Below are 26,653 nucleotides of genomic sequence, written 5' to 3'. Positions count from 1 at the left end.
CCTGTACAATACAGAATTCAATCCTCAATAGCTGTTTAGTTAAAATTGTCTAACTTTTTGGGGTCAGATCAAAAGAAAATAGTGCTTTTTAAGATTAATATTTTATACTTAGGGACTCCTGAAGTATATTGATTTCATCGCAAATTTTCGATATTTCATCCATTGCATGTATTTTTTTAGGCTGCACCAATTGTTTTTGCTCAATAGCTGTTGCCATAGTTTCAAATACAAGCAATAATTGTGCTAACTCTTCATCTGATAAATTTATATATCCCTTTGCTTTATAACTTTGGTTAAGTAAATAACTAGTACGATCTAAGGAAAAAAAGGCTGGCCACATCATTTCAAGCATCTTTTCATCATTTGGTATTTCACCTAAAGCAGTATTATATGCCATCTGAAAGTTCACAAGATTAATATTCATTTTTTCTTTTATCCAGTTTGTATTTTCATTATTATTTCCGTCTTTGTTAGTTGTCAATCTAACTAACATTCTAGACTGACTACGTATTAATTTCACCATTAAATTGCGTAATCGACTAGATGCTGAATGATGCCCAATAAGGTAAGTACCAATTAATCCAATCATAGACCCAATTATCACATCCATAATACGTGCTGATGCAAAATAAGTAAAGTTATGAATTTGAGTTGAACTTTCTGCTATAAGCAAAGCATTTGGCGTGATAAACAATGCTGCTACAGCATAATTTTTAACAATAAAAAGTTCTGTAATTGCTGTTAAACACATATTGATTATAACTATCATATAACCTTGTGGCTGTAAACTTAATATAATAATAGCTATCATCAATCCAATAATAGTACCAATGGAACGCTGAATTGCTCTATGAAAGGTAGCCATTATAGTTGCTCCCGACATTACAGAAGCACATGATAATGTAATCCAATAAGGTCTAGAAAATTGAAAACAATGTGCTATCAAGGCTGATAATGAAAGAACTATTCCATATCTAACTGCGTAAATAAATACTATTGAATCTTTATCAAAGGCTTTAATAAATTTCATTTTTAATGAAGGTTTTGAAATTTTGATTCCATGTCCAATATACGTTAATGGTATATTGATTATGGCCTCAGCATCATAAATTATCTCTAAAAAATTACTATATTCCTGTTCTAATTCCTGAGGGGGTGGAGCTATCTTAACCTTCTCTCCATCCTTTAATTCAATTCCCATAGATAAGTTTCTTATCATTTCACCAAATTCCTTTGGTAGCTTAGTATTTCTATTGTAATGTAATTCAAGCATTTCTAAGAATAACTTATTAGCTTGTTCATTTAAAAGAACTAATCTATTAAAGAAGAATGAATTTTTCCATGAAATATAACCAGTTAAAAGTGTTTCTTCTGATTCCTTTAAGGCAGTAACAGTACGATTTAGTAAATTATTAATACCTTTACTATCAATAGCGTCACTAAATGCTGCTAAAGTTAAATAAACCTCTTTCACGGCTCTTATTTCAGGTCCATGTGGATTAAAAAACCATCCTACCATACTTATTATCCATGCAAAAAGACCACTCATTAATACTATTAAAGTACGTATGGATGCTGCTGATGGATCAACTGGCATCCCCGTTGCCATTGCGAAGCATAGTACAAAAAATATTCCTGCTGGACCTTGTATTCTAAGTACACCAAATATAAAGGTTACTGTTGCACCAATAAGTCCAACTACTAAAACAACAAGTAATGGATATGGTGCTGTTATGGTGCCTAATCCAACTGATAAACTGATTCCAATTGCCACAAAGAATATTCTTTTTGCACGTTGAGCATAGGGTTGATTAAAAACATATAGATATGAAAAACTCCCTAGTCCTGCCATTAGTCCCAAATGCAGCTCACCTAACAATAGACCAATTATTACAGGAGCCCCAGCACATATAGCTGCACTTATTGCTTTTTGCCATGGAAACGGATTTTTATTGATTTTAAAGGCTTGTTTTATTATATTTTTCATGCTTGCTCCTTATTTACTATATTTTTTCTTATGTTTAAATATTAAAATTAAAATGTCTCAAATTAGTATCTGCCATGAAATCTATATTAATATATTAGCTAATCTAAGTTCTTTAACATCTTTTCTAAAATATTGTTAAAAATCTCTAGTTCATCTTTATCTATATCTTTTATAGCTTCTATTTCTATAGAGTCTGAAGCTTTCTTCCACTTTGGATACATTTCATAGGCTTTTTCTGTTAACTTTATAAGTCTTTCACGTTTATCTTTTCCTTCTTCTCGAATTACCCATCCCAGTTCTTCCATCCTAGCTAATGTTCTAGTGATTGTTGGAGCTTCTACGCAAAGATATTGACTTAGCCCAATTTGTGTACACTGGTTATTTTCATATAAATATAAAATAATGGCCCATTGTGAAGAATATAAGCCAAGGGGAGAAATTTTTTCATTTAATTTCTTAGTAAAACTTCGAGCTAATTGATTTGCTTTATGACCAAATAAATTCATTTTGTTTCATCCTCCAATTAGTTACCTAAGTAATAATTACCTAGGTAATTATATCGTATAAATTAATGTTAATCAAGTTTTCAAAATAATTATAAAAACCTCGGCAACACATCTAAGTATTGTCGAGGTTCTGTTAAATTCTATGATATTTATGTTGGGGTCTACCCACCTTTCCGTATTCCACAAGTTTTTCTACTTTATTTTCTTTTTCCATATAATCAAGATATCTTCTTACTGTTACTCTTGCTATTCCTAACTTTTCAGCTAGGCCCTCCGCTGTAAAATCCTCATAACTACTTTTCTCAATTTCTTCCCAAATACTTCTATAGGTGTATTTATTAAGTCCTTTTGCATAATCATCTTCATTATGAGATGTATTAGAACTAGCGATTAATTTATCTAATTCTTCCTGTTCTATTTCATCATTTTTCTTAAATTCATAGTATCTTCCCTTAAATTGAGCAAGTGATTCTTTAAATCTTTCAAAGCTAAAAGGCTTTATAAGATAGTCTACAACTCCATATCTAAAAGCTTCCTGCACTCTTTCAATGGTTTTATCTGCAGTTATTAATATTATATCTATCTCAAGTTCTTGTGCCCTTATCCACTTCAAGAAATCTATACCATTTTCTTTAGGAAGATATACGTCAAGTAATATTAAATCTGGCTTTTTAACAGATATAAATTTTTTAGCATCATCAAGATTAGAAACAGCTTTATATAAGATAAATCCCTCTACTCTTTTTAAAAACTTAGAATTTATTTCTCTAACCATAGGATCATCTTCAACAATCATTACTTGAATCAAGCTTTCCCCTCCTTATGCATAGGTATTATAATCTCCCAGCTTACGCCTTCATCACCTTCTAAGCTTATGGTGCCGTCATACCTTTCAATTATTTCCTTTACAATATACATTCCATTTCCACGCTGTCCTTCTTTTGTAGAATACCCTTGCTCGTATATTTTTTCTCTAACTTCTAATGGAATTCCACCGCCATTATCTTTTACATTTATATTTAAAAAGTGTTCATCTTCAATTATTTTGATATATATTAATCCAGTCCCATCATTCTTTACTTCATCTAAGGAATTTTCTATTAAGTTTCCTAAAAGTGATACTATCTCCTCAGAAGTCATTTTCTCTGGTAGCTTAGTTAGTTTTGAATTTTCGTCTATCTTTAACTTAACTCTACTCTCTTCAGCTTTATTATACTTCGATAAAAGTAGAGCTGACAATGCTGGTTCCTTAATATTCTCTGTTAAAATGTTGCTTATGTTGGTTCTTACCTTGGATATATCCGATATGAACTCTAATACTTCCTCATACTCTTCAAGCTGAATTAGTCCTGCAATGGTATGAAGCTTATTCATGAATTCATGATTTTGAGCTCTTAATGACCAAGCCAATTTTTTTACACCTGTAAGTTCTTCAGCCATTCTTGTTACTTCTGTTTTGTCCCTAAAGCTTGCAATTGCTCCTATTATCTTCCCTTTTTTCATTATAGGAATTCTATTAGTCATTATTATTGTATTATTTATCGTCTGCTCTTTCTCAAATTCCGTTTCACCGGTTTCTATTACATTAAGCATACGGGTATTTGGAATAACCTCTTCTACATTCATACCTATAATTTCATTTTTATTAATCTTCCCTTCAAAGTTTAATATCTTTAAGGCTGAATCATTTATAAGTGTAATTCTACCTATGTTATCAACAGCTATTAACCCTTCGTGAATAGCATATAAAATTCCCATCTTCTCGTTATAAAGCTTTGTTATCTCCTCAGGCTCTAGCCCCATTAAAATATTCTTAATATTATTGGCTAATAAGAATGCGCCTATTATTCCTACAGCAAGTGCACCGAAACCAATTAACATTATATATATAATTGCTTTACGTTTTGCAGTTTCAATGCTTTGAGTAAGAGTACCTACTGAAACAAAACCTATTTCCTTTTTACTTTCAGAATCGTATATAGGCGTAAAAGCCCTCAAAGCTTTTCCCAAGGTTCCGGTAGCCTCAGAAATATATGTTTCACCCTTATAAACTACTCCATATTCATCTCCTCCCACAAACTTTTTACCTATCATATCAGGGTTTGGGTGAGAATATCTAATCTCGTCTTTATCAGCTACTATTATATATTCAATCTGATCTAAATTCTTAAGCTGCATATCTATATAGGGTCCAATTTTTCTATTTGGATCCTTAACTTTAACTTCATCTATTATTTCCTTTGAATTTGCTACCATCTTAGCTACATTCATAATATTAGTTCTAGCCTTGCTTTCAATATTTCCAGTCATCCATGAAGCTACAAAGAAAATTATTATAGCTATAGGAATAAAAACCACTGAAATAATTAATAATGTAAGCTTAGTTTGCAGCTTCATCGTTTTTTTCATATTCATCACCCTAACCTTAATATTGAGACATCAAATTTACAGCCAAAATACACGGAAGTATAGAAGTTCATGAATTCTGACAGAAGTATTACAATGGATTATTTTCTACATCCTATTATAATGCACTTCTTTCATCATTGTCTTCCACTTTTCCGTGTATAATTAATTTCTACGTATTATCCTTTAACTATTAACTTATTTATGCAACAACTTCATTTTGTAATTTTTTTGCTTTACTATTTCTTAAACGTTTAAAGACAAATGAAACAATGAATGGACAAACGATAGCTGATACTACACATGCTGCTGCAACTTGTGCTGTAGCAATTGTTGCTATAGCTGCTAAAGTTGGATCTGCTGCTGCAACTGCTGCTGGTGTAGCTACTGCATTTCCTGCAGTTGATCCTGTTGCTAATCCTATTATAGGTTCTTCTTTAAATAGTTTTAGTAAAACATAAGCTCCTATTCCAGTAAATGCAGCTATAACTCCAAGTATTATACCAGGACCTCCTGCTTTTACAATTGTTTCAAGATTCATTCCTGCGCCTAATGGGAATGAGAAAAATGGGATTAATAATAATTTACTGCTTCCAAGGAAAGCTCTCATATCACCATCAATATTTCCTAAAATCATACCAATTACTATTGGAATTAATACAGCTAAAAGTGCTTGGAAAGGAATTTGAGCAAGTCCTGATGCTCCTAGTGCAACTAATGTAAAGAATGGGCCATCTTTTAACGATAGTAAAGCGTAAGCTCCTACATCTGTTTCGTCACCATATTGAGAAGCAAGAGATGCATATAGTCCGCCATTACAATTTGTTAATGCTGCAAGGATTGCAAGTGGTGATAAGCCTAATACTCCAGCAGGGCCAAAAACTTTACCTACAAATATACCAATACCTGCACCTACTATAAACTTTCCTGTTATTAAAAGTGCACCTTTTTTTAATGCCTTTGGTGCTAATTTAAAGTGAATTTGTGAACCGATTAAAAACATAAAGCAAGCCAATATTGGTGAAGATGCGCTTGAACTAAATAATGCAGTTGTAAAACCACCTATCTTTAAAAACTGTGGGAAAAATGTATTTACTAATACTCCTAGGAAAAGTGGAACAACCATCATACCGCCAGGAATTTTATCAAGGGTTTTCTTAATTGGAATTTGCATAACATTACCTCCTAAAATTTCATCTTTTTTGAATTCACTAAATTCTTGCTACTCCACTTTCTTTTGCAGCTTTTGCAATTGCTTCCGCAACTTTTATAGCTACATTTTTATCTAAAGCACTTGGAATTACATTATTTTCATTTAAGTCTTCATCTTTTATATAGTTAGCTATTGCATAAGCAGCTGCTATTTTCATTTCTTCGTTTATTTCCTTTGCCCTAACATCTAATGCCCCTCTAAATATTCCTGGGAAAGCAAGCACATTATTAACTTGGTTTGGGAAATCTGATCTTCCAGTTCCAATAACTTTTGCTCCAGCTGCTTTTGCTAAATCAGGCATTATCTCTGGTGTTGGGTTAGCCATTGCAAATAAAATAGCATCCTTATTCATTGCTTGTACCATTTCTTCAGTTACAATTCCTGGAGCTGAAACTCCTATAAATACATCTGCACCTACTAAAGCATCTTTTAAGCTTCCTTGAATATTATCTGGATTTGTTATCTTTGCAAGTTCCTTCTTTGCATCATCCACATTCTCTATTCCTCTGTAAAGAATACCAACCTTATCACAGGCAATTAAGTTTTTTACCCCAGTAGAAAGTAATAGTTTAGCTATTGAAGTTCCTGCTGCTCCTGCACCATTTACAACTACCTTTACATCCTCAATCTTCTTATTAACTACTTTTAAGGCATTTATTATACCAGCTAGAACAACTATTGCAGTTCCATGTTGATCATCGTGAAATACTGGTATATCAAGTTCTTTCTTTAATCTTTCTTCAACTTCAAAACATCTTGGAGCTCCAATATCCTCAAGATTAATTCCTCCAAAGCCTGGTGCTATTAGCTTTACAGTTTTCACTATTTCATCAACATTCTTTGTATCTAAACATATTGGAAATGCATCAACCCCTGCAAATTCTTTAAATAAAATTGCCTTTCCTTCCATAACAGGTAGTCCTGCTTTAGGCCCTATATCTCCTAAACCTAATACTGCTGTTCCATCTGTTACTACTGCAACTAAATTTCCCTTAGCTGTATACTTGTACACGTTTTCTTCATTCTCATGAATTTTTCTACAAGGTTCAGCTACGCCAGGAGTATATGCTAGGCATAAGTCTTCTCTTGTTTCTACTTTCATTTTTGATACTACTTCTATTTTTCCTATATTCTCTTCATGTAATTTTAAACTTTCTTCAAAATAATTCATCTATAATACCTTCCCCTCAATCTTAATATTTTCTTTGTAACCGTTTGCTACAAGTAGATATTAACATCAAGAGATATAACTTAAAATATTTTAAACTTTTAAAACATATTATGGTCATTAAAAACACTTTGTTATATTTTTAACACCGATTCCACTGCTTTTGTATACCTAGTAACTGCAATAAAAAAACTCCACAACACATTAAGTGTTGCAGAGTTTTTTTATGGTAGAGGTGAATAAGCCTTATATTAGCACTACCCTTTATATTATAATTTTAGTTCTAATTAGTTAACCGTATGTTATGTAAAAAAGAAGTTTATGTTAAAAGAAAAAAGTGCTCCATATAATAATGAAACACTTTTCTTATATTAAGAGGTTTTTAGTATGCTTACTTTTGAATCGCCAGTATTACTATCCCTATTTATATCTATAAAATACTTCTCTCCTCTTAGGATTACTTTAAATGCAAGTCTATTCCAGCTGTTAGGTAGCTTAGGCTCAATAGTTATTTTACCCTCTTGAATCTTAAGCCCTCCAAAACCTAGAATTGCAGACATCCAAGCTCCTCCATTTGCAGCTGGATGCGTACCCCCTATATATATTGAACCTGCAAACTGCTTAGACTCTCCTGTTAAATCTACATTTGAAGTTTTCACGAAAAATGGATATGCCCATTCTGCATTTCCTATATCACAAGAAAGCAATGCATATATACAAGGACTTAAGCTTGAGCCATGTTCTGTCCTTGGCTCATAGTACTCCCAATTTGCCTTTTTAACTTCTTCAGAATATTCATTCTTGAATAGATTTAGCATAAGTACAACATCTGCTTGCTTAATAATCTTAGTAGTAGATGCTACTCCATGACCTCCACCCCAGTATTCTTTTGGATCTAGAAGTCTACTTTTTACTTCCTCTAGAGTGCAATCTTCTAGTTGATTATAACCACTAAACTGCTCTATCACTAAAGTTTTTTCATCTGGCATTGGCACATAAAGCTTTTCTTTAAACTTAATAAGATTTAAAATTTCTTCCTTACTAAATTTAATTTTAGATAGAAGTTTTAAACATTCCTCAGGATATTTATCCTGTAATATTTCTAAGGTTTTAAGTGCAATATCTAAAGTATTATAAACCATCTTACTTGTGTATGCATTATTATTTACTCTTTCATGGTATTCATCTGGTCCAATAACATCCAAGATTTCATACCTATCCTTATCTTCTTTGAAGTACGCATAGGAATAATAGAATCTTGCACATTCAAGAATTACTTCTGCTCCTCCATTTAAAAGTAAGTTGTAATCTCCAGTAAATTTATAAGTTTCCCATATTGCATGAGACACTGCAGCACTTATATGAACCTGTTTGTCCTTAAAATATGTCTTAACAGGACGTCCAGTAAATACATCTGTTACATTAAAATCACTACATGCGTCTTGTCCATCTTCTTGGCTTTCCCATGCATAAAATGCACCTTTAAAACCGTAATAATTAGCTTTTTCTCTAGCTCCTTTTAGGGTTCTAATTCTATAATTAACTAAATTAATAGCGACTTCTGGTGATGTATGAAGGAAAAATGGAAGCATGAACATTTCTGTATCCCAGAAAATAGCACCTTTATAGGTTTGTCCTGAAAGCCCTCTTGCTGGGATTGATAATTTATTTGAATGCACAGGCGCTATAATATGAAGTTGATATATGCTATAACGAAGTGCTAATTGATCATCCTCATTACCTTCAATTATTACATCAGAAACTTCCCATCTTTCATTCCACTTTGTTACATGATCACAATAATTTTTATCATATCCATCCTCAGCAGCCTTAATAGATGTATCTAAGCAATCAGCTTCTATATTTAAGACATCATCATTTCCAGTACAAACAGATACATATTTATAAATTGTATATTCTACTCCTGATTCGGCCTTAAACTTTATATTTCTAAGAATACTTTTATCAATTTTTAATATAGTCTCCTCTGCTTCAAAATTTCTTTTACAGATTTCTGCTACCACAACAGGGACTTTTAATTCTTGAGTTAAGGTAGATACTTTTATATATTCAGCATCATTTTCAAGTTTATAATTTTCTAAATGAGGGCCATTTATATCCCATACATCTCCATCAATACCTGTATTAATCTCTATTTCACAAGACTCTTCTGATAAAACAGTGTATTTAAGGCAGATTAAATGAACATTAGAAAGACTTATGAAACGTTCAGATTTGATACTAACCTTTCCTTCTTCCCTATTCCACTCTGTATTTCTTCTATGGATTCCTTCTTTAATATCAAGAATTTGTGCATGTTCTGTGGGTTCTTCCTTAAGCACTGAATATTCTTTACCACTTACAAACAAAGTTGTAAATATTCCATTAGGAGCATTAATAGGCTCACGCCACTTATCCCCTTGCCTATCATATAAACCTGAGATATTACAGGCAACTAGTTCATTTTTTGTGTACTCCTCCAAGGTTCCACGGAATCCCATATACCCATTTCCAGTAATAAATTTATTTCCGTTATTAACTATATTCTCTTTATTAAACCTCTCTTCTTTTACATCCCAAGCCATATTACTCCCTCCAACCTTCTGGAATTCTTAGTGTAATACCTACTGAATCTATAGAATATTTTTCATTATATACTTCTATTTCTACTGACTTATCATTTATAACTTTAATAGTTAACTCTTCTTTACTTACATTAACAGAAAGTACTGCTGACTTATAGACTACTCTAAATGAATAGCTGTTCCATGCCTTTGGAATGGATGGGTTGAACTTAAGAACTTCTCCATCACTTCTCATACCACCAAAGCCATAAACAATATTCAGCCAAGCTCCAGCTAAACTAGTTGTGTGTATACCTTCCTTAGTATTTCTATTATAGTTATCAAGATCCATTCTTGTTGCAAACCCAAAGAATTTAAATGCCTCTTCATGCTTTTGAAGTTCAGAGGCTAATATTGAGTGAATGGATGGAGAAAGTGAAGACTCATGTATTGTTCTAGGTTCATAATATTCGTAGTTAGCTTTTTTACATTCAAAACTAAACTCTTGATTATATAAGAATAAAAACATTAAAACATCGGCCTGCTTTATCATATCGCTGCGATATATTCTGTCATAAGACCAATTATTATAAAGTGGAAATTCCTCAACCGGTATAGAATTTACATCAATATGAGGTAATTCAAAATATCCTTCATGCTGCTCATATATTTTAGTTTTTTCATCATAAAGTATATTCATATTATCTGAGCATTTCTTAATATCCATAAGCTCTTCTTCAGAAAAGTCTATTTTCTTTTGTAGCTTCTTAAACAAATCTAAACTTTTTTCTTTCATTTCAGCTAATACTTCTAAGGTATAGTCAAAAGTCTTCTTAGCCATATAATTTGTATAACTATTATTATTAACCATCATATGAAATTCATCTGGTCCCATTACTGCATATATTCCAAATTTACTATTTAATCCTCCCCAGGCTCCTCTAGTCTTTAAAAATCTGCTTATTTCAACTAACATTTCAGCCCCGTGATTAAATAAAAATTCTTTATCATCACTTAAGTGTACGTAATGCCAAATTGCATATGCAACTCCTGTGCTAGGTTGGAACTGCAAGCTTGCATGCTGCCATAAATCGCAAGCTTCTTCTCCATTTAAGGTTGCTATAGGATAACAAGCTCCCGCACAGTCTAACATCTTAGCACGTTTTTTTGCTTCTCCTAGTTTAGAGTATCTAAACTCTAATAAATTTTTAGCTGCCTTTAAATTATTAAAAAGATAAAAAGGGAAGCAGCAAGTTTCTGTATCCCAGAAGGCATGTCCGTTATACGCCTCACCAGTTAAGCCTTTAGCCCCTATATTATTTGTAGGATTTTGGCCGCTATAGGTTTGAGTCATTTGGAAAATACAAAAACGTATACCTTGCTGATTCTTCTCATCACCATCTATTTGAATATCAAATCTATTCCATATGTTATTCCAATAAGCTTTACTTTCTTCAAGGGCATAATCTATATCTTTACCCTCTTGCTCCCTAACTGAATTAATTCCTATATTCCAAAGTTCTTCATTATCCATGGATGAATCTTTAAGCACAATGTTAGATACTAACTTATCTACACTACTTATTTCACCCTGCTTTAGACTAATATTAAGCTTATATCCAATAGTCTTTTCATCTTCATAAACACTCTTACCTATAATACTGTCTGATTTAAAGGTAAAACCTGAAAAAACCTTTTGATTTGAAGTTAGCGTTTGTCCAATTATTGCTGCACTTTTATCTAAAGCCTCTTTTTTAATAACATTCCAGAAACACTTACCCTTGCTTTCATGAATAATGCCAAAATCTAATGCCATTATTACTTCAATATTTCCTGAGAAATTTATTGGTTCAAAAGTAATCCTTTGAAATCCTTCCTGTGATTTATTCATATTTAAGAATCTTAAAAACTTAACCTTTACTCTTTTACCACTTTTAGTATTCCATATAAATTCTCTGCTTAAGGTTCCATCTTTAAGATCTAATATTCTTAAAAATTTTTCATACTGTGATACTTTTAAATCTAATCTTTCACCATCGACTAATATCCTAGTATAAAGCCAATCTACCGAGTTCACCATAAAATGTGTGTGATCAATAATTCCCTTATATCCTGACCTATTTACATCAGTGGAATATTCATATACTCCATTAAAATAACTGCCGAGAAGCTTCTCACAGGTAGAGCCTTCTTCAAAATAGCCTCTAACTCCCATGTATTCATTTCCTAGGGAAAAAATTGATTCTGATACCATATTTCTTTCTTCGTCAAAGCCTTCCTCAATAATCTTCCAAGGATCAATTTTATAATATATATCTGCAAACTTCGCCATTGCTACATACCCCCACTTAATTTAAATTTTTATTTTATCCCTTTGTTCCAGAAAAATTACTTGCTTCTATAATTCGTTTTTGGAAAATAGTAAACAATATAACTGGAGGAATTATTGCGAACACAATAGCTCTAAGAACATCAACTTGTGATCCTGTGGCATCTTTAAATTGGAATAATCTAACCATAACAGTTTCAAGTCCAGTATTATTTAGCAGAAGACTAGGTAGTAAAAAGTCTGACCAAGCAGCATTCAGTGCATACATAGCTATTACTGTTGTAATTGGCTTACTTAATGGCATTATTATTCTAAAGAAAATACCTAGGTCGCTGCAGCCATCTATCCTTGCAGCTTCAATAACAGATTTAGGAAGTGCGTCAAAAAACTCCTTGAATAAAACCACATAAAAAGCACTTGCTCCAGCAGAAAGCCAAAGTGGAATGAAAGATCCATTAAGATGTATTTTTGTAATATTTACAAATAGCGGAACTATACTTGTGGTTGCAGGAATCATCAAGCTTGAAACTACAAGTGTATAAATGATCTTACTTCCTTTAGGTTTAAGAATTGAAATTGCATATGCCAAGAGTCCATTGAATACTATTGCACATATGATAGAACCTCCGATTGAAATAAAAGAATTAATATAATACTTATAGAACTTAAGCTCTTTCCATGTCTGTGTAAACTTGCTAAAATCAAAGGATTTAGGCAATATAGATGTGGTTAAAGTAAATTCCTGAATATCTTTAAAACTTTGAAGGAAAAGCCAAATTGGAGGAGCTGCAGATAATATAACGATAATTAAACAAATAATAAACATTATAAAATAAAGAACTTTTACTTTTGGCCTTTTTAAATCTGATTTAGTAATAATGCCATTTTCTTTAAGTGAAATTTTAGACAAAATAGCTCACTCCTTTCTACATATCCTCTGCTTTAACAAATTTATTATAAATTACAGTTACTGTTATCAAGAATATACTCATCATTACACTAATAGCTGCTGCCTTTGGAAAATCAAATTTACCAAATGCTAAGTTATAAACTAATTCCATAATTGATATAGATGCATTATTAGGTCCACCATTCTTCATTACCATTGGTTCGTATAGAACTTGGAAAACTGCTACAACCTGAAGTATTAAAAGTGTTCGTCCTAAATTTTTCATATTTGGAATAGTTACATGAACTATTCTATTCCATATGCTTGCACCATCAATAATTGCAGCCTCATATAATTCATGATTAATACCTTGAAGGCATGCTAAATATATTAAGGCTGTGGCCCCCGCACTCCTCCAAGTCATAGTTATTACTATTAGTGGAATAGTGAGTTTCGGATCATTTAACCAAACTTGAGGTTCCACTCCAAACTGATGCAAAATTATATTTAGAATTCCAGTTTCACCTGGTCTAAAAATAAATCCCCACATCATTACTGTCGCAAGGCCTGGAACTACATTTGGGAAATATGTTCCTATTCTAAAAAGCCCCTTAGCATAAACCATCTCATTTATTAAAATAGCCATAACGATTGGTACTAAAAATCCTAAAACTAATGACCAAATGGTATAGGCCATTGTGTTTTTTATAGCCGGAATAAATGCTGGATCTTTGAAAACATCCCTATAATTTTGCAAACCAACGAAATCTACAGTAGTAATTCCTCTAGCACTATAGAACGAAAGTCTTATGTTCTCTATTAAAGGCTCCCACACAAAGAATATAAATAAAATAATTGCAGGAATCATTATTAGCCATCCAGATATATTCTTTTTTATAAAAATATTAGTTTTATTTTTTTTATTTATTTTATTTACTTTTGGCTTTCCTTTTACTTGAAGCATCGGAGTCCCCCTTCTGCACTTTATTTTTTCATAAAATTATGCATGTCCCCTGCAACTAAACAAAGGATTCTGCAATTGCAAAGAACATGCTATAATCTCATTTAAATAATTATTGTTATTCTCTATTTAGTGTTATCTAAAACAGTTTGGAAGTTGGTATTTGCTTTATTTAATAATTGAGAAACATCAGCATTTTTATCAGTAAGAACAGCTTGAAGTACGTTAGTTAATTCTTTGTATAGATCTTGAGTAGCTACAGGTTCTTCAAGGTGTAATACACCTGGTTTCTTTATCCAATCATAATAATCATTGTATAAAGACATATCAACATTTAAGTATTTCTTTTGAGCATCTGCTTGAGCTTTTAGATAATCAGGATCTGTCCATGCTGGGAATGATGGTAGTATAGGCACTCCTTTTGCAACTCTAGCCTGTGCATCTGCTTCTAAACCTTTTATAGAATCATCTGTAGTTACAGGTGCTTTTCCCATAAGTACAAGATACTTAAGTGCTGCCTTTACTTGGTCATCAGTAGCATTTGCAGCAAACATATATGGAGTTCCTCCACTTAATGCATATTGTTTTCCATCTGGTCCTGCTGGTAATGGCGCCATTGAAAGGTTTTTAATGTCCATTTTATTTAGTGCTAATTGATCAGCAGAGTCAGGTGATGCTATATACATTGCAGCATCTTCAGTAGCGATAGCTTTATAACCTGATGCCCAATCTTCATTAGTTGGATCTGCAGTTAAAACATCATATTTCCACTTTAAGTCTTTTACATATTGCATTGCTGCTATAGCTTCTTTTGAATTAAGCTGTGCAGTCCATTTACCATCTTTTTGAACTTCAAATTGAGCTCCAAAATCCCAAGCTATATTTGTGAAAAGCCAGCCGCCAGCAGCATCTTTAGCTAAAATATCTATACCTGCATGTCCAGTCTTTTCTTTTATGATTTTTGCATCCTGTGCAAGTTCATCCCAAGTTTTTGGATATATAGGTTTTCCATTTGCATCTGCTAAACCTGCATCTTTAAATAGCTTTGCATTAATCATTAATCCTTCAGCATAACCATCACGTGGTAAGCCATATATCTTACCGTCTTTAGAAAGCAATTTCATTACATCTGGGTTCATTTTTGTATCCCAGCCAAGTTCCTTTAGTTGTGGGGTTATGTCTCTAACAAATCCATTGTCTATAAGTTTTTGTGGCTCAGTATACCATGTATCAAATATAGTTGGAGCATTCCCTGCTGTTGCCATGGAAACAAAGCTATCTACCGCATATTTATAATATGCTGGTTCAATTTTTACATTATCACTTTCTAAGATTTGTGCTGCCCATTTTTTATGCTGTTCAATTTGATCAGTTAATCCATCCTGTGGCCATATACCAAGCTTAACTGTAACTTGGCCTTTAGAATCTGTAGATGTTGGCTTGCTCTTAGCGCATCCGGTAATTCCAACTACTGATAACATAAGTCCAATAGCAATAATTTTTTGAAGGTTCTTTCTCATTTATTCTCCCCCTTGATAATTTATAATTAATTAGGTTTAACGTTCAACTTAATCTCAGTATAAAGGTTTACATACCCATTGTCAATATATTACTCTAAGACCATTTAATGTAAAATGCTACAAATAAAGCTAAGTACTTAAAATCTGTACTTAGCTCTATTTGTCGATTTCTTTATAAATTATGCTCATTTTGTATTATTTATATCCTTTACGCTATATCTTTCTACTAATGACACAGGTAAAATCAAATTATTATTTTCAATTTCTTCTCCTTCAATAACTTTTATAAGAGATTCTGCAGCAACCTTTCCTTTTTCTTGTGGATCTTGATGAATTGTTGTAAGTCTAGGTGCTGTAATTGAACTAATATATAAATCATCAAAACCGATTACAGAAAAGTCATCTGGTACACGTTTCCCTTGTTCATTGAGTCCAGATATAATTCCTGCTGCTAGTATATCTGCAGTAGCAAAAATTGCAGTTACATCATTACGTTTACTTAATTTATGTCCTAGTTCTATACCTTCTGAAGCAACAATCTCCTGTTGGTAAATATTTTTAGAGTTAAAAGAAATACCTCCTTCTTTAAGTGCCATCTTATATCCCAAAAAACGTTCCTCTACAACTCCATTTCGCTTAATTATAGGCGATGCAAAAACTATAGAACTATGCCCCTTATCTATTAAATATTTTGTAGCCAAGTATCCACCTTTGCAGTCATCTATTCCGATATTTAGCACCTTTGGATTATCTACATAACTATCTATAAGAACAAAAGGTACATTTGCATTCTCTAGTTTTTCAAAAAATTCGTCTTGGAACAAACCAATCAAAATTAGACCATCTATATTCCAGTTGCGAAGCAAGGAAAATAAGTCTTCATGGCTGTATACTATGCGTACCATTAAATAATAACCTTTTTCTCTAAGCTTTTCTTCTATTCCATCAATTACAACGCTATGAAATGGATCTGAAATAAAGTTTCCGCCTTTTCCTGGCACTACATGATTAATTACTCCAATGATTTTTGATAATTTATTTACTAAAGATCTTGCTGTCATGTTAGGTACATAATTATTTTTATCAATAATCATTTTTATCTTATCAACAGTTTCTTGTGCAACACGCTTATAATTCCCATGTATAACATTGGACACAGTAGTGACACTAACATTTGCTTCTTTAGCTATATCTTTCAATGTAGGCATATATTCCCCCCTGATTCATGGTATCTATAAATAATTATCTTCATAAAACCTTATAATCCGATATTAATGCATTATATATAATATACACCCATTTCCTAATTTTTAACAATAGCTATTATTTAATCATTTTGAAAATAATTCCTTAATGGGACCTTCAAATGCAAATATTACCTCAATTAAAATTAATAGTATTACTATTATTTCTAAGATTGTAGAAGTCCTTGTATGGCTTAAATCTGCAAAGATTTCAATTGTATCTAATAAAGATTGTATCTTTGCATTTAAAACCTTATATCTCTCATCTAATTCAAAAAGATCTGCAATATCATTAAAGAAAATCTCAGCATTTTGATTTTTCCATGTAATATCAGGTTTATCAAGTAACATTATGTAAGATATAGTTGTATGCTTAAAGGATAAAACCCTCCCTATTATAGATGCTGACTTTTTTCCTGTTATATTTACTTTACCTTTTTTAAGAGACAGTATTATTTTTTCAACTTCATCTAAAACCACAGATACTCTGTTTTCTATTGTTTCTAGAGCAACTGATTTAGCCAAAACAAGTGCCGTCATATCTAAATGATAATTTTCTATGTCTTTAGTACTGTATATCTCAAAGCCCATTTCAGCTTCTTTACTTTTATCTGAAACTATATCATATTCTTCTATACAATCGTATTTCATATCCTTATTCATGCTCTTTATACTACCAGGAATGTTATTTATATTTTCTATAAATTCATCTATTTCTTTTTCTGTAAAATTCACAAACACAATAGATCCAAAATAATAAATATAAACTATTTTATTTTCTGAATTATTAAAACTAGATAAATGTTTCTCTTTTAAAACCAAAGGTTCTTCCCATTTAATTTTTTTGATTATATTATAATAACTGCTTATTTTTGAGATATTAAATTCACTGCAAATAGCTCTTGAAGTAAAATGAAATTTAGTCATAATTAATACTCCTTTTTATAAAAGGTTTTTACTGAAACTTTATATTATTATGAATCAATTCATTACTTTTTATTTTTGTTTATATATTTCTTTATTCAAATTTCAAATAATATGTACAGAGAAATGTATTATAAATTGAACTTCAATCTCATATTCATTTTAATATAATAATATACTTGGGAATGAATATGAGATTGAAGTATGTACCCGTATTGCGATACATAAGAGAAGAAAGAAAGGCACTCATGAATGTAAAGCTTTCAAATAAGACACTGCCTCTTTTAGAGCTGGTAAATGAGAGAGCTGCTCAAAAAAGAACTGGAACCTTTCAAGATACTTATTTAAATGACCTTTCGAGACTTAACCACCCTATACTTGTTGATATACCTATTTATATGAATGTAAACAAAGGAACAAGAGAAAATGTAAAGTTGTTTTTAAGTAAATTTAAACTAAATCCATCACTAAAAATTCATTATTATAAAACTCTTGCCATAAATAATAATATTATTCCTACTCTTTCTTATGATCCCAAAGTCACTTATGTAGCGCATACCTTTATAAATGATTGTAAGGAGCTTAGAAAAAGCTTTAAGACCATTTGCTTTCGAATATTTAATTCAAAGGATCTCCAAAACATTCTCTTGGATATAAAAAAAGTTATAAAACCAAATGATATCTTAATCCTTGATATTAAAAATGACATGCATAATTCTCACAAATTAAAAACTCCCATAGCTCAAATAAATAAATTAAAAGAAGCTATAGGATTTACCTCTGTAATAATAAGATCTGCAATTAATCCCAATATCATATTTAACAAAATGATTGATGGATATGTAATTACTGAGGCTAATAATTCATTATTATATGATTATGCACATTTAGGATTTGATGCTTTTGGCGATTATGTTGGAATTCGAAAAGATTCTACTATATCAAAAGGGGGAAGTAGGATACCAAGTGCAGGTTTTATATTTTATTCTTGGCACATAAATAGTTATTTAGGCTATAGAGGTAGATTGCCTAATTACGATGAGTTTATTAAGCATATTAAGCCATCTGTAACTAAATCACTTTATTGGCTTAGATATACTTATAAGCATCATCAAAACTGCCCTGGTTGCCAAGAAATTATATCAAGCTTAAGTACTCATTCTTGGGACTGGAAGAGATACTCAATTGAGCATTATTTATATACTATGGAAGAAAATCTATAAGAAAATGAAGACATCTGATTTACCTTTTATGATAAACAAGATGTCTTCTTAATTATTTAATACTTCCTTTAGTCTATAGAGTTCTTTTTTGTTTAAGAACTTTGCTCTTCCAAAGACTATAATTTACCGATATAGTTCCTGGGTTTTCATTGTAGACTCTCATTACAGCATCTGGAGTTGAATCGTCTACTAAATCAACATCTGCTATTTCTGGTACGCTCGTTACCTCTACTGGCACTGGACTTTCAGGTACGTCTACTTCTCCTCTAGCTTCTACTGTATTTGAAAGTCTACCAACATCCACTGGTTGAGCTGCTATTATAAATGTTTGTGATGCCCATGGGAAGATATCTCCTGCTGGATAATACATTCCTAGTATATCAATAGGTGCTTCTAATAAACCGACTTGGGGTTCCCAGCCTGGTGTTGAATTTTCTTGATTCCAAGCTACCATTCTACCAAAGGTGCATATTAGATTTACATTTCTTACTCTAGCACTTGACATATTAGTTACTGTAATTATATATCTTATTAGCTCATTAACACGAGCTACTCTGGCTAATCTAGGCGTTTCTGCTACTACTGTAATATACAAATATCTCTGCACATCTGCCATTGTATTCTCCCCCTTATACATACTGATACCTTGAGTTAATTAATTATAATTATGCTCACTTTATAATATTATGGAAATATATAATATGTTCTGTTTTAAAATAAAAAAGAAAGTCAAACCTGACTTTCTTAAACAATTTATCTTTTTTTATCTTTACTCTTCTCTTTTTTACCTTTCCTAAACTTGTCTTTAGCTTTAAGAAAAAAGAAAATAAACAACACTGCTCCCAAAAATATAGCTACAGTTTCTACAAATAGCTCTACATCCTTTAATGGAAATCCAACTTCCTCATATTCCGAGTTATTCCCATTTACGGCCTTAGTACAATAAATTGCTCTTGATGTATGCTTAAGGTATCCAATCTTAACTTCATCACCTTTTTCAACATCTCCTGTCAAAAAGAAACTAACTACTTGTCCATCTACGTTAACATAATCATGAATATCTTTACTTTTGTTCTTAACATCAATAACTGTTCCTTTAACAAATCTTAAATCTCCTTTTGCAAGAGATGGAATATCAAAAAAGTATGACCTCATTAAGAAAAAAGTAATTCCGAATAAAAGGACAGCCCATACTATACTAAATAAACTAATATTTACTCCAAATATTTCATATTCATTACCTCTTTTTTTACCTTTTCTTATACGCTTTTTCATCTTTCTATGTTTAAACTCATTAACAAGAGGTATAAGTGCTAATATTCCTCCGAAAATTAATTTAACTACGATCTCAAATATAAAGCTTCTGGCTTGAAATTCATACATTATCATTACTCCTTAATTTGTAGAAAATAATCTTACTCAGTCATTTATTACTTATATAAATATATTGTTATTATACCAACATTTGTATTTTAAAAAAAGAAAGCCAAAATTGACTTTCTTTTGCAACTTATTTTTTCTATTTTCTAAATTCTTCTATCTTCTTTTTATTTATATCATTAATACTTAGACTAACTCCTTTACAATTTATAACTATTCCCTGCATCTTCTCAGACAATGCAAGCAAATCATCATAGGTTGTAATATTGCTTTGCCATTCATTTTCATTATATACTTTATTAAATTCTATCCAATCAGTAAAGACAGGTAACCATGCAATATTATTTTCATCCACTATATTTGCAATTTGAATAGTAGTCCCTTCCTTTAAGACCTTAACATTATTAGACTCTGCAATTGATGGTGTATTTTCAATTACCTTTATTGGAAGTAGATATTTTGCATTAACTACTTGGTTTATCATTTCACTTTCTAAGGCACTAACAACTTGATTTCTGCCTTCAAAATTCTGTTTTGAATATAATAATTGAAAGAATTTAACCATTGAGCGTTGTAACATAGGATTAGTCACAGGAATATTTATTTCTGGAACATCTGTCCAATCTGGTGGTGGCACTATTCCATCTCTATTAATTTCAATATTATATTCTCCGTTATCAATTAAAATCCTGTCAATTCCTAGAGTATGTAGTCTTGCAAATGCTAATAATACATCTTCTCCAGTTAGTTTTCTAATATCTAGCATTAATAATTGCTGCATGAAGTAATCTTTGGCATTATTAGCATACTTCTCTTTTGAAAACATCCACACTCTTTCTTCATTATCTATGTATGGATAGTTAGTACTTTTATCATAAGCTACATAAAATTCCTCAGCTGATTTTATTTTTTCCTTTAATACATCTAGGAAAACTTTAATTTTCTCATCAAAATTTATATCTTCATAAACCTTATTTGCTTTTAGATGCTTTGCAGAATGAACTAAAAATATAATTTCTTGTATTTCTAGCTTATTTAACCCATCTAAAGATACTTCATTCTTTAATAAAAATGAACCGCCTAGCTCATCTTTTCTTTCTTCTGTCATTAATTCTCATCCCCTATTTTATTTAGTAAATAATTCTCTATATCTTTTTATTATATACTACTATATATAATTTCTTCAATATTTGAGTCTAATGCACCCTTAAACATAAAGACTTTGCATATGCTGCAAAGCCCTTATGTTTAATAATAAATAATTATTCCACTATGCATATATATTTACTTTCACAATATTATGTCCAATCCACAATATCTGCAGAAGTTGCGCTACTTTTTACTAATTCAATACCCTGCATACAATTTTCCTTCGTAGCAAACTTTTCACTAGTCGCAATAATTTTTCCATTAGCCGCTATTAACTGAAAGTAATATTGACCATCACTATTTTTGTTTACTTCAAATTTTGGTTTGCTCTTTGCTGAAGATGAAAAAAACATAATTAACCCTCCCATAATTAAATACATTTAACAAACTTATTATAATATATGAATTTCTAGTCTTCAATATTTTATTATTTTACTGTTTTCATACAGTATATCATTATATCACAAACTGGCATTATTTTCATTAATACATAAAACCTAATACCTTTGATAATAACTAATATTAATACTACTAATGCAAAGGGGATTTATAATGAAAAAAATTTTTGGAATAGTAATTATTTTAATTACCTTTATTTTAACTTATATATTTTGGTATCTTGAAGCGTCAGGTAATTCTAGAATTTCTTTTAGAGGATATTCTCAACTTTTAGCTTCTATAGCCCTGGTGACTTTGGCTTGGATTAACTATATTAGCACTAGACACAGCCTTATTGATAAGCTTTTTAATGGGTTAGATAAATCCTATATTTATCATAAGTATCTGAGTATTTTAACAATTATTTTAATATGGGCACATGACCTTACCTTAAAGGTTCGTAATTTTTCTGGTGGAGAAGGTCCCTCTGAGTTTAAAGGAATGAAGGGGGTTAGACTTCCAGGTGGTTTTTCAAAAGAGGGTGGATCTAGTTTTTTAGGTTTTCATCTTTCAGGAAAGGAACTTGGAAGCTTAAGTTTATATATTTTCACAGCCTTTGTTATATTTTTTCTAATAACTTATAAGCTTGAATATCAAAAATGGAAAGTTCTACATGCATTAATGCTCATCCCTTATGTTTTTGGAACTATACATTATTATTTGGATTCTGAATATCCAACTTTCTCATCAAGTGCTTATAGTGTATGGATGAATCTAATTAATGTTATCGGAATTCTATCTGCCCTATACAGTATATTTTTATATGAATTTACTGCCTTCAAATATAAATATAACGTAATCAGCATTAAAGAAATAGCAAAAAACACCATTGAGATTACAGGCTCCTCAAGCGGAAAATACATGCATTATAAGCCAGGCCAGTTTGCCTTCTTAAAGGCGCTAGGAAAGGGAAAAGGGTTCCCCTCTCACCCATTTTCCATGAGCTCCTATGAAAAAGCTGGAGAAGTTAAATTTGCTATTAAGGTTTTAGGCGATCATACTGATAGACTAAAAAATAACTTGAAGACTGGTGATATTATAGCATTAGCTGGTCCACATGGATTGTTTAATTATACTTTGGGTTCAAAAAATCAAATATGGATTGCTGGTGGAATAGGTGTAACTCCTTTTAGGAGTTTCTGGCAATCTGATATACCTGAAGATTATGATATTGATTTTTTCTTTGCCTATAATAACGAACAAGATGCTCCATATGTACATGAGCTTAAAAGTATGCGACCTTTAGATAATCTTCATATACATTTATTTGATAGTTCAAAAACTGGTTTTTTAGAGACTAAAGACTTTGAAGAATTTCTATCTAAAGATAAAGAATACGATGTGTTTTTCTGCGGTCCAAAGGCTATGAGGTTAAAAGCTTCAAAGGACTTAGAGAAAGGCATGTTTAAAGTAAAAGATTTTCATTTTGAATATTTTCAATTTAAATAATATTATAAAGGACTTACCTTATGTAGGTATGTCCTTTATAATATTGTTAAATACTTTAAATGGAAGTGGATATCATGTTTGAATTTAAAAATTTTGATTACTTAACTGATGGTGAAATTGACTTAATTATAGAAAACAAAATTCCTGCTAATGAGGAGAAAGGTTATGTTCCTACTTATAAATATATAATTACTCTCCACAACTCAAAATATAGCATTGGTAAAATAGATCTTCGTATCGGTAATAATGAAAATTCATATTATGGTGGAAACATAGGGTATGAAATATATGAAGACTATAGAGGTAATGGTTATGCCTCAAAAGCATGTGCGATTATTAAGCAAGTTGCTACTTCACATGGAATGAATAAATTAATAAGAACTTGTGAAAAGGCAGGTCTTAGTCTTAAAGAAATCGTAGACCTACCTTCATATAATGAGATGTACCAAAAAGGTGAAAGACAAAAATGTATATTTGAATGGAATTTGAAATAACACCTGTTATTTCAAATTTGCACGTTCAATTAATCTATTTTCTAACTGTTCTAGAATCATTGGCCAAGCTGTTTCGTGTCCATTTCTTGATTCTTCATCTGGAAATCCTTTGTGAGTTAATTTTAATAAAGTTCCCTTATTAGTTTCACATAATTCTACAGTTACTATAGTTTCTGCTCCCCTAGTTCCACCATCCCCAGTGACCCATGTAAGTTCTACTAATCTATTGATTTCAAGTGCTATAAACCTTCCATAATGAGGATGACGAATTCCTTGAAATTCTGTCTCAAAGAAAAATACTGAGTTTACTTTTCCTTCCATAATAACTGACCCTGTTGCTGCAAACCAAAGGTCAAATTCCTCGGTCCAAGCTTTATACAACATACTAGCTTCAAAAGGCATTTCCCTTTCTACCGAAAGATTATATGGTCTTGATGGTATATCAGGAATTGAAACTACTTTTTGTTCCATTAAAATCACTCCTTACTATGCATATTATTATGTAAATTATATCATGAAAAAGAGCATTTGTTTGCTACTGCAAACAAATGCTCACTATAACTTAAAATGCACTTATTCCTACTCTATCTACAAAGTCATTAAAGTTTTCATGCTTAAATTTATTTTCCTTAAAAAATAGTATTATTTTTTCTAAAACTTCATGTACTTCGGTTGCTTTTACACGACGATTAAGATTTTGTGCAAATTTCCCTTCTCCATTAAGTGTCCCACCTAACCAAACTGTGAAAGCATCTTCATTACCTTTCTCTGTTTTTATTATTGCTCCTTGTAGACTGATATCTGCTATATGCTTTTGTCCACATGAGTTGGGACATCCAGTAAAGTGAATACGGATTGGAGTATCTAATTTTATCTTTAAATCAAGATAAGTTGTAACTTTTCTCGCTAATTCTTTAGTTTCAACTAGGGCTAAATTACAGTATTCTTTACCTGTACATGCTACAGTATGTCCTATAAATGTATTTGGTTCAGGAGATAGATTTTTAAATATATCTTTTTTAAGTACAGCTTCAATATCTTCATTGCAAATACCTGAAATGATAATATTTTGAGACAATGTGGTTCTAAGCTTTTGATCTCCATATTTCTCTGAAATCTCTACAAGTTGTAAAAGTTCATGAAAATAAATTTCACCTAGAGGCAAATTAATTCCTATATAACTTTTTCCTTCCTGCTTTTGCGGATGTACTCCAAAATAATATGAAGAATTCCAAGCTTCTAGCTTATCCTCTCCTTGTGATTCCAGATGGCCAACAATTTCTTCTAGTTTTGCCTGGAACTTTTCTACGCCCCAATCAGCCACTAAGAATTTCAAACGAGCTCGTGTACGTTTTTCTCTGTAGCCATAATCTCTAAATATAGTACATACTCCTTCAGTAATTCTCTTGACTTCCTCTGGCTTAACAAAAATATTAAGTTTCTGTGCAAGATGAGGCATAGCTGAAAGACCTCCTCCAACCCACACATGAAAGCCTACTACTTCTGCTTCATCGATATTTTTTGTTGCTGGTGTAAATGAAATATCATTTATTTGAGCATGTGCAGCATTATTTGTGCTTGAAGAGATAGATACTTTAAATTTTCTAGGTAGATTGGAAAAATCTTTATTAAGCAAAAACAAGTTATTAACTTCTTCTACTATTCCCGTTGTATCCATAAGTTCATATTTATCTATACCTGCTAGAGGATTTCCTACTATAGTCCTTGGACAATCTCCACAGGCTTCATAAGAACTAAGTCCACAAGCCTTAAGCTTCGCAAAAATATCTGGTAAATCTTCTACCTTAATCCAGTGAAATTGTATAGCCCCTCTTGTTGTTACATTTGCTATTCCACGTCCATATATTCTTGCAATTTCTGCTAAAACAGTTGCTTGATTTACAGTAATAATTCCAGAATTAATACGCACTCTTATCATAAAGTATCCATTTCTAGGTTTCTGTTCGTAAACTCCAGCCCACTTAAACCTATTCATGTCTTCCGGGGTTATAGCATTATACCCTTCTTTAGAATACTTCTCAATAATTGTTTCTATTACATCTAAGCCATCCTTTTCAAGCTTTATTTCTTCTACTTCATTTATATTCGGATCATTAGACCAAGTTGTATTGTACGACATTGATAGCCCCCTATCTATTTACTTAAATGTTCATTATTCACTTTTCATATATCTATATCCGCGGTTTACACCATCTGCTATATAAATAAGATTATCGACTTTCATAAGCTTTAATTGTCCTTCTTCATCCAAGTAGTCCTTTGCTATGGCTCTGCCCTTTATATTTGCTAAAATATTAGTCACTCCATCATAGTAATCTCTTTCTATTACATCTGTTAAAGTGCATTCTATTGCAATAGGACATTCATCAATGATTGGAGCATTTACCACCTTAGATTTTACTGGTGTTAAATTACTTGATTCAAATTTATTAACTTCAAAACCAGAATTTCTTCCACAGAAATTAACATCCTTCACAAGTGATGTATCTGGTATGTTAATTACAAAATCTTTAACCTCTTTAATTTGATTTATTGCATATCCTTTGCTGCTAAATCCAAGGACTACCATATCTTTAAGTGTGTATGATGATGAAAGTGTTGTTACGTTTGGAACTCCATTTTTATCATAAAAACTTATAAGAATTACAGGAAATCCATAATACATCTTTGGATAGTTGACACTTATCTTTTCCATTATATAATCCTCCTTAAATCTATTTTACAAATAAACTTCTTGAACTTTTGTAGTTCTTATATTAGCATAAGAGTATAGTTTAGTAAAATTGAA

Annotated in this window: 23 protein-coding genes; 3 read left to right on the top strand and 20 right to left on the bottom strand. The window is 31.3% G+C overall.

Features of this window, described 5'->3' with window-relative positions:
- Positions 1–94 precede the first annotated feature (94 nt).
- From L1S47_RS17810 to L1S47_RS17750, 13 genes are all read right to left on the bottom strand, one after another.
- The gene (locus L1S47_RS17810) at positions 95–1,987 is read right to left on the bottom strand and encodes an FUSC family protein (RefSeq protein ID WP_238885569.1); all 1,893 of its coding nucleotides are present in this window, start codon (positions 1,985–1,987) and stop codon (positions 95–97) included.
- Between the two features lie 98 nt (positions 1,988–2,085).
- The gene (locus tag L1S47_RS17805; RefSeq protein ID WP_238885567.1) at positions 2,086–2,493 is read right to left on the bottom strand and encodes a MarR family transcriptional regulator; all 408 of its coding nucleotides are present in this window, start codon (positions 2,491–2,493) and stop codon (positions 2,086–2,088) included.
- A 133-nt stretch (positions 2,494–2,626) separates the two neighbouring features.
- Positions 2,627–3,301, bottom strand: a complete 675-nt coding sequence (locus tag L1S47_RS17800) for a response regulator (protein WP_238885565.1) — start codon at positions 3,299–3,301, stop codon at positions 2,627–2,629.
- Entirely contained in the window at positions 3,298–4,902 is a 1,605-nt protein-coding gene (locus L1S47_RS17795) for a sensor histidine kinase (protein ID WP_238885562.1), read from the bottom strand. The genes L1S47_RS17800 and L1S47_RS17795 overlap by 4 nt, the downstream gene beginning before the upstream one ends.
- A gap of 199 nt (positions 4,903–5,101) precedes the next feature.
- Positions 5,102–6,073: a 2-keto-3-deoxygluconate permease gene (locus L1S47_RS17790; protein WP_238885559.1), complete on the bottom strand. Its 972-nt coding sequence runs from the start codon at positions 6,071–6,073 to the stop codon at positions 5,102–5,104.
- Positions 6,074–6,110: 37 nt separating this feature from the next.
- On the bottom strand, positions 6,111–7,283 hold the full coding sequence (locus L1S47_RS17785; protein WP_238885548.1) for an NADP-dependent malic enzyme: 1,173 nt from the start codon (positions 7,281–7,283) through the stop codon (positions 6,111–6,113).
- A gap of 368 nt (positions 7,284–7,651) precedes the next feature.
- On the bottom strand, positions 7,652–9,865 hold the full coding sequence (locus L1S47_RS17780; RefSeq protein WP_238885546.1) for a glycosyl hydrolase family 65 protein: 2,214 nt from the start codon (positions 9,863–9,865) through the stop codon (positions 7,652–7,654).
- A 1-nt stretch (position 9,866) separates the two neighbouring features.
- Complete coding sequence (locus tag L1S47_RS17775; RefSeq protein WP_238885543.1) at positions 9,867–12,176, bottom strand: glycoside hydrolase family 65 protein; 2,310 nt, start codon at positions 12,174–12,176, stop codon at positions 9,867–9,869.
- A 34-nt stretch (positions 12,177–12,210) separates the two neighbouring features.
- The gene (locus tag L1S47_RS17770; RefSeq protein WP_238885524.1) at positions 12,211–13,083 is read right to left on the bottom strand and encodes a carbohydrate ABC transporter permease; all 873 of its coding nucleotides are present in this window, start codon (positions 13,081–13,083) and stop codon (positions 12,211–12,213) included.
- 16 nt (positions 13,084–13,099) lie between these two features.
- A complete protein-coding gene (locus tag L1S47_RS17765) occupies positions 13,100–14,026 on the bottom strand; it encodes a carbohydrate ABC transporter permease (RefSeq protein ID WP_238885522.1) in 927 nt (308 codons plus the stop codon).
- Between the two features lie 122 nt (positions 14,027–14,148).
- Positions 14,149–15,543 (bottom strand): ABC transporter substrate-binding protein, encoded by a 1,395-nt coding sequence (locus L1S47_RS17760; RefSeq protein WP_238885520.1) that lies wholly within the window; start codon positions 15,541–15,543, stop codon positions 14,149–14,151.
- Between the two features lie 185 nt (positions 15,544–15,728).
- Complete coding sequence (locus L1S47_RS17755) at positions 15,729–16,751, bottom strand: LacI family DNA-binding transcriptional regulator (RefSeq protein ID WP_238885517.1); 1,023 nt, start codon at positions 16,749–16,751, stop codon at positions 15,729–15,731.
- 123 nt (positions 16,752–16,874) lie between these two features.
- Positions 16,875–17,714, bottom strand: a complete 840-nt coding sequence (locus L1S47_RS17750; RefSeq protein WP_238885515.1) for an RMD1 family protein — start codon at positions 17,712–17,714, stop codon at positions 16,875–16,877.
- Between the two features lie 182 nt (positions 17,715–17,896).
- Between L1S47_RS17750 and L1S47_RS17745 the strand changes: the two genes are divergently transcribed.
- Positions 17,897–18,934, top strand: a complete 1,038-nt coding sequence (locus tag L1S47_RS17745) for a hypothetical protein (RefSeq protein WP_306796803.1) — start codon at positions 17,897–17,899, stop codon at positions 18,932–18,934.
- A gap of 73 nt (positions 18,935–19,007) precedes the next feature.
- On the opposite strand, the gene L1S47_RS17740 is transcribed toward L1S47_RS17745, so the two are convergent.
- From L1S47_RS17740 to L1S47_RS17725, 4 genes are all read right to left on the bottom strand, one after another.
- Entirely contained in the window at positions 19,008–19,550 is a 543-nt protein-coding gene (locus L1S47_RS17740; RefSeq protein WP_238885510.1) for a hypothetical protein, read from the bottom strand.
- Positions 19,551–19,687: 137 nt separating this feature from the next.
- Positions 19,688–20,317 carry a hypothetical protein gene (locus L1S47_RS17735; RefSeq protein WP_238885508.1) on the bottom strand — a complete coding sequence of 210 codons (630 nt, stop codon included), beginning with the start codon at positions 20,315–20,317 and terminating at the stop codon, positions 19,688–19,690.
- A 136-nt stretch (positions 20,318–20,453) separates the two neighbouring features.
- Complete coding sequence (locus L1S47_RS17730; protein ID WP_238885505.1) at positions 20,454–21,422, bottom strand: SseB family protein; 969 nt, start codon at positions 21,420–21,422, stop codon at positions 20,454–20,456.
- Positions 21,423–21,612: 190 nt separating this feature from the next.
- Positions 21,613–21,816: a YegP family protein gene (locus L1S47_RS17725; protein ID WP_238885503.1), complete on the bottom strand. Its 204-nt coding sequence runs from the start codon at positions 21,814–21,816 to the stop codon at positions 21,613–21,615.
- Positions 21,817–22,015: 199 nt separating this feature from the next.
- Between L1S47_RS17725 and L1S47_RS17720 the strand changes: the two genes are divergently transcribed.
- Entirely contained in the window at positions 22,016–23,350 is a 1,335-nt protein-coding gene (locus L1S47_RS17720) for a ferric reductase-like transmembrane domain-containing protein (protein WP_238885500.1), read from the top strand.
- A 74-nt stretch (positions 23,351–23,424) separates the two neighbouring features.
- Entirely contained in the window at positions 23,425–23,844 is a 420-nt protein-coding gene (locus L1S47_RS17715) for a GNAT family N-acetyltransferase (protein ID WP_238885497.1), read from the top strand.
- A 6-nt stretch (positions 23,845–23,850) separates the two neighbouring features.
- Here L1S47_RS17715 and L1S47_RS17710 read toward each other — a convergent pair whose 3' ends face one another.
- The 3 genes from L1S47_RS17710 to L1S47_RS17700 form a co-directional block, all read right to left on the bottom strand.
- The gene (locus L1S47_RS17710) at positions 23,851–24,315 is read right to left on the bottom strand and encodes an SRPBCC domain-containing protein (protein WP_238885491.1); all 465 of its coding nucleotides are present in this window, start codon (positions 24,313–24,315) and stop codon (positions 23,851–23,853) included.
- 91 nt (positions 24,316–24,406) lie between these two features.
- Positions 24,407–25,984: a nitrite/sulfite reductase gene (locus L1S47_RS17705; protein WP_238885489.1), complete on the bottom strand. Its 1,578-nt coding sequence runs from the start codon at positions 25,982–25,984 to the stop codon at positions 24,407–24,409.
- A 33-nt stretch (positions 25,985–26,017) separates the two neighbouring features.
- On the bottom strand, positions 26,018–26,560 hold the full coding sequence (locus L1S47_RS17700) for a flavin reductase family protein (RefSeq protein WP_238885487.1): 543 nt from the start codon (positions 26,558–26,560) through the stop codon (positions 26,018–26,020).
- Positions 26,561–26,653 lie beyond the last annotated feature (93 nt).

It is taken from the genome of Clostridium sp. YIM B02551 (assembly GCF_022324735.1).
In the GTDB taxonomy this organism is placed as follows: domain Bacteria; phylum Bacillota; class Clostridia; order Clostridiales; family Clostridiaceae; genus Clostridium_T; species Clostridium_T paridis.
This window is presented reverse-complemented; position numbering and strand designations above follow the sequence as displayed.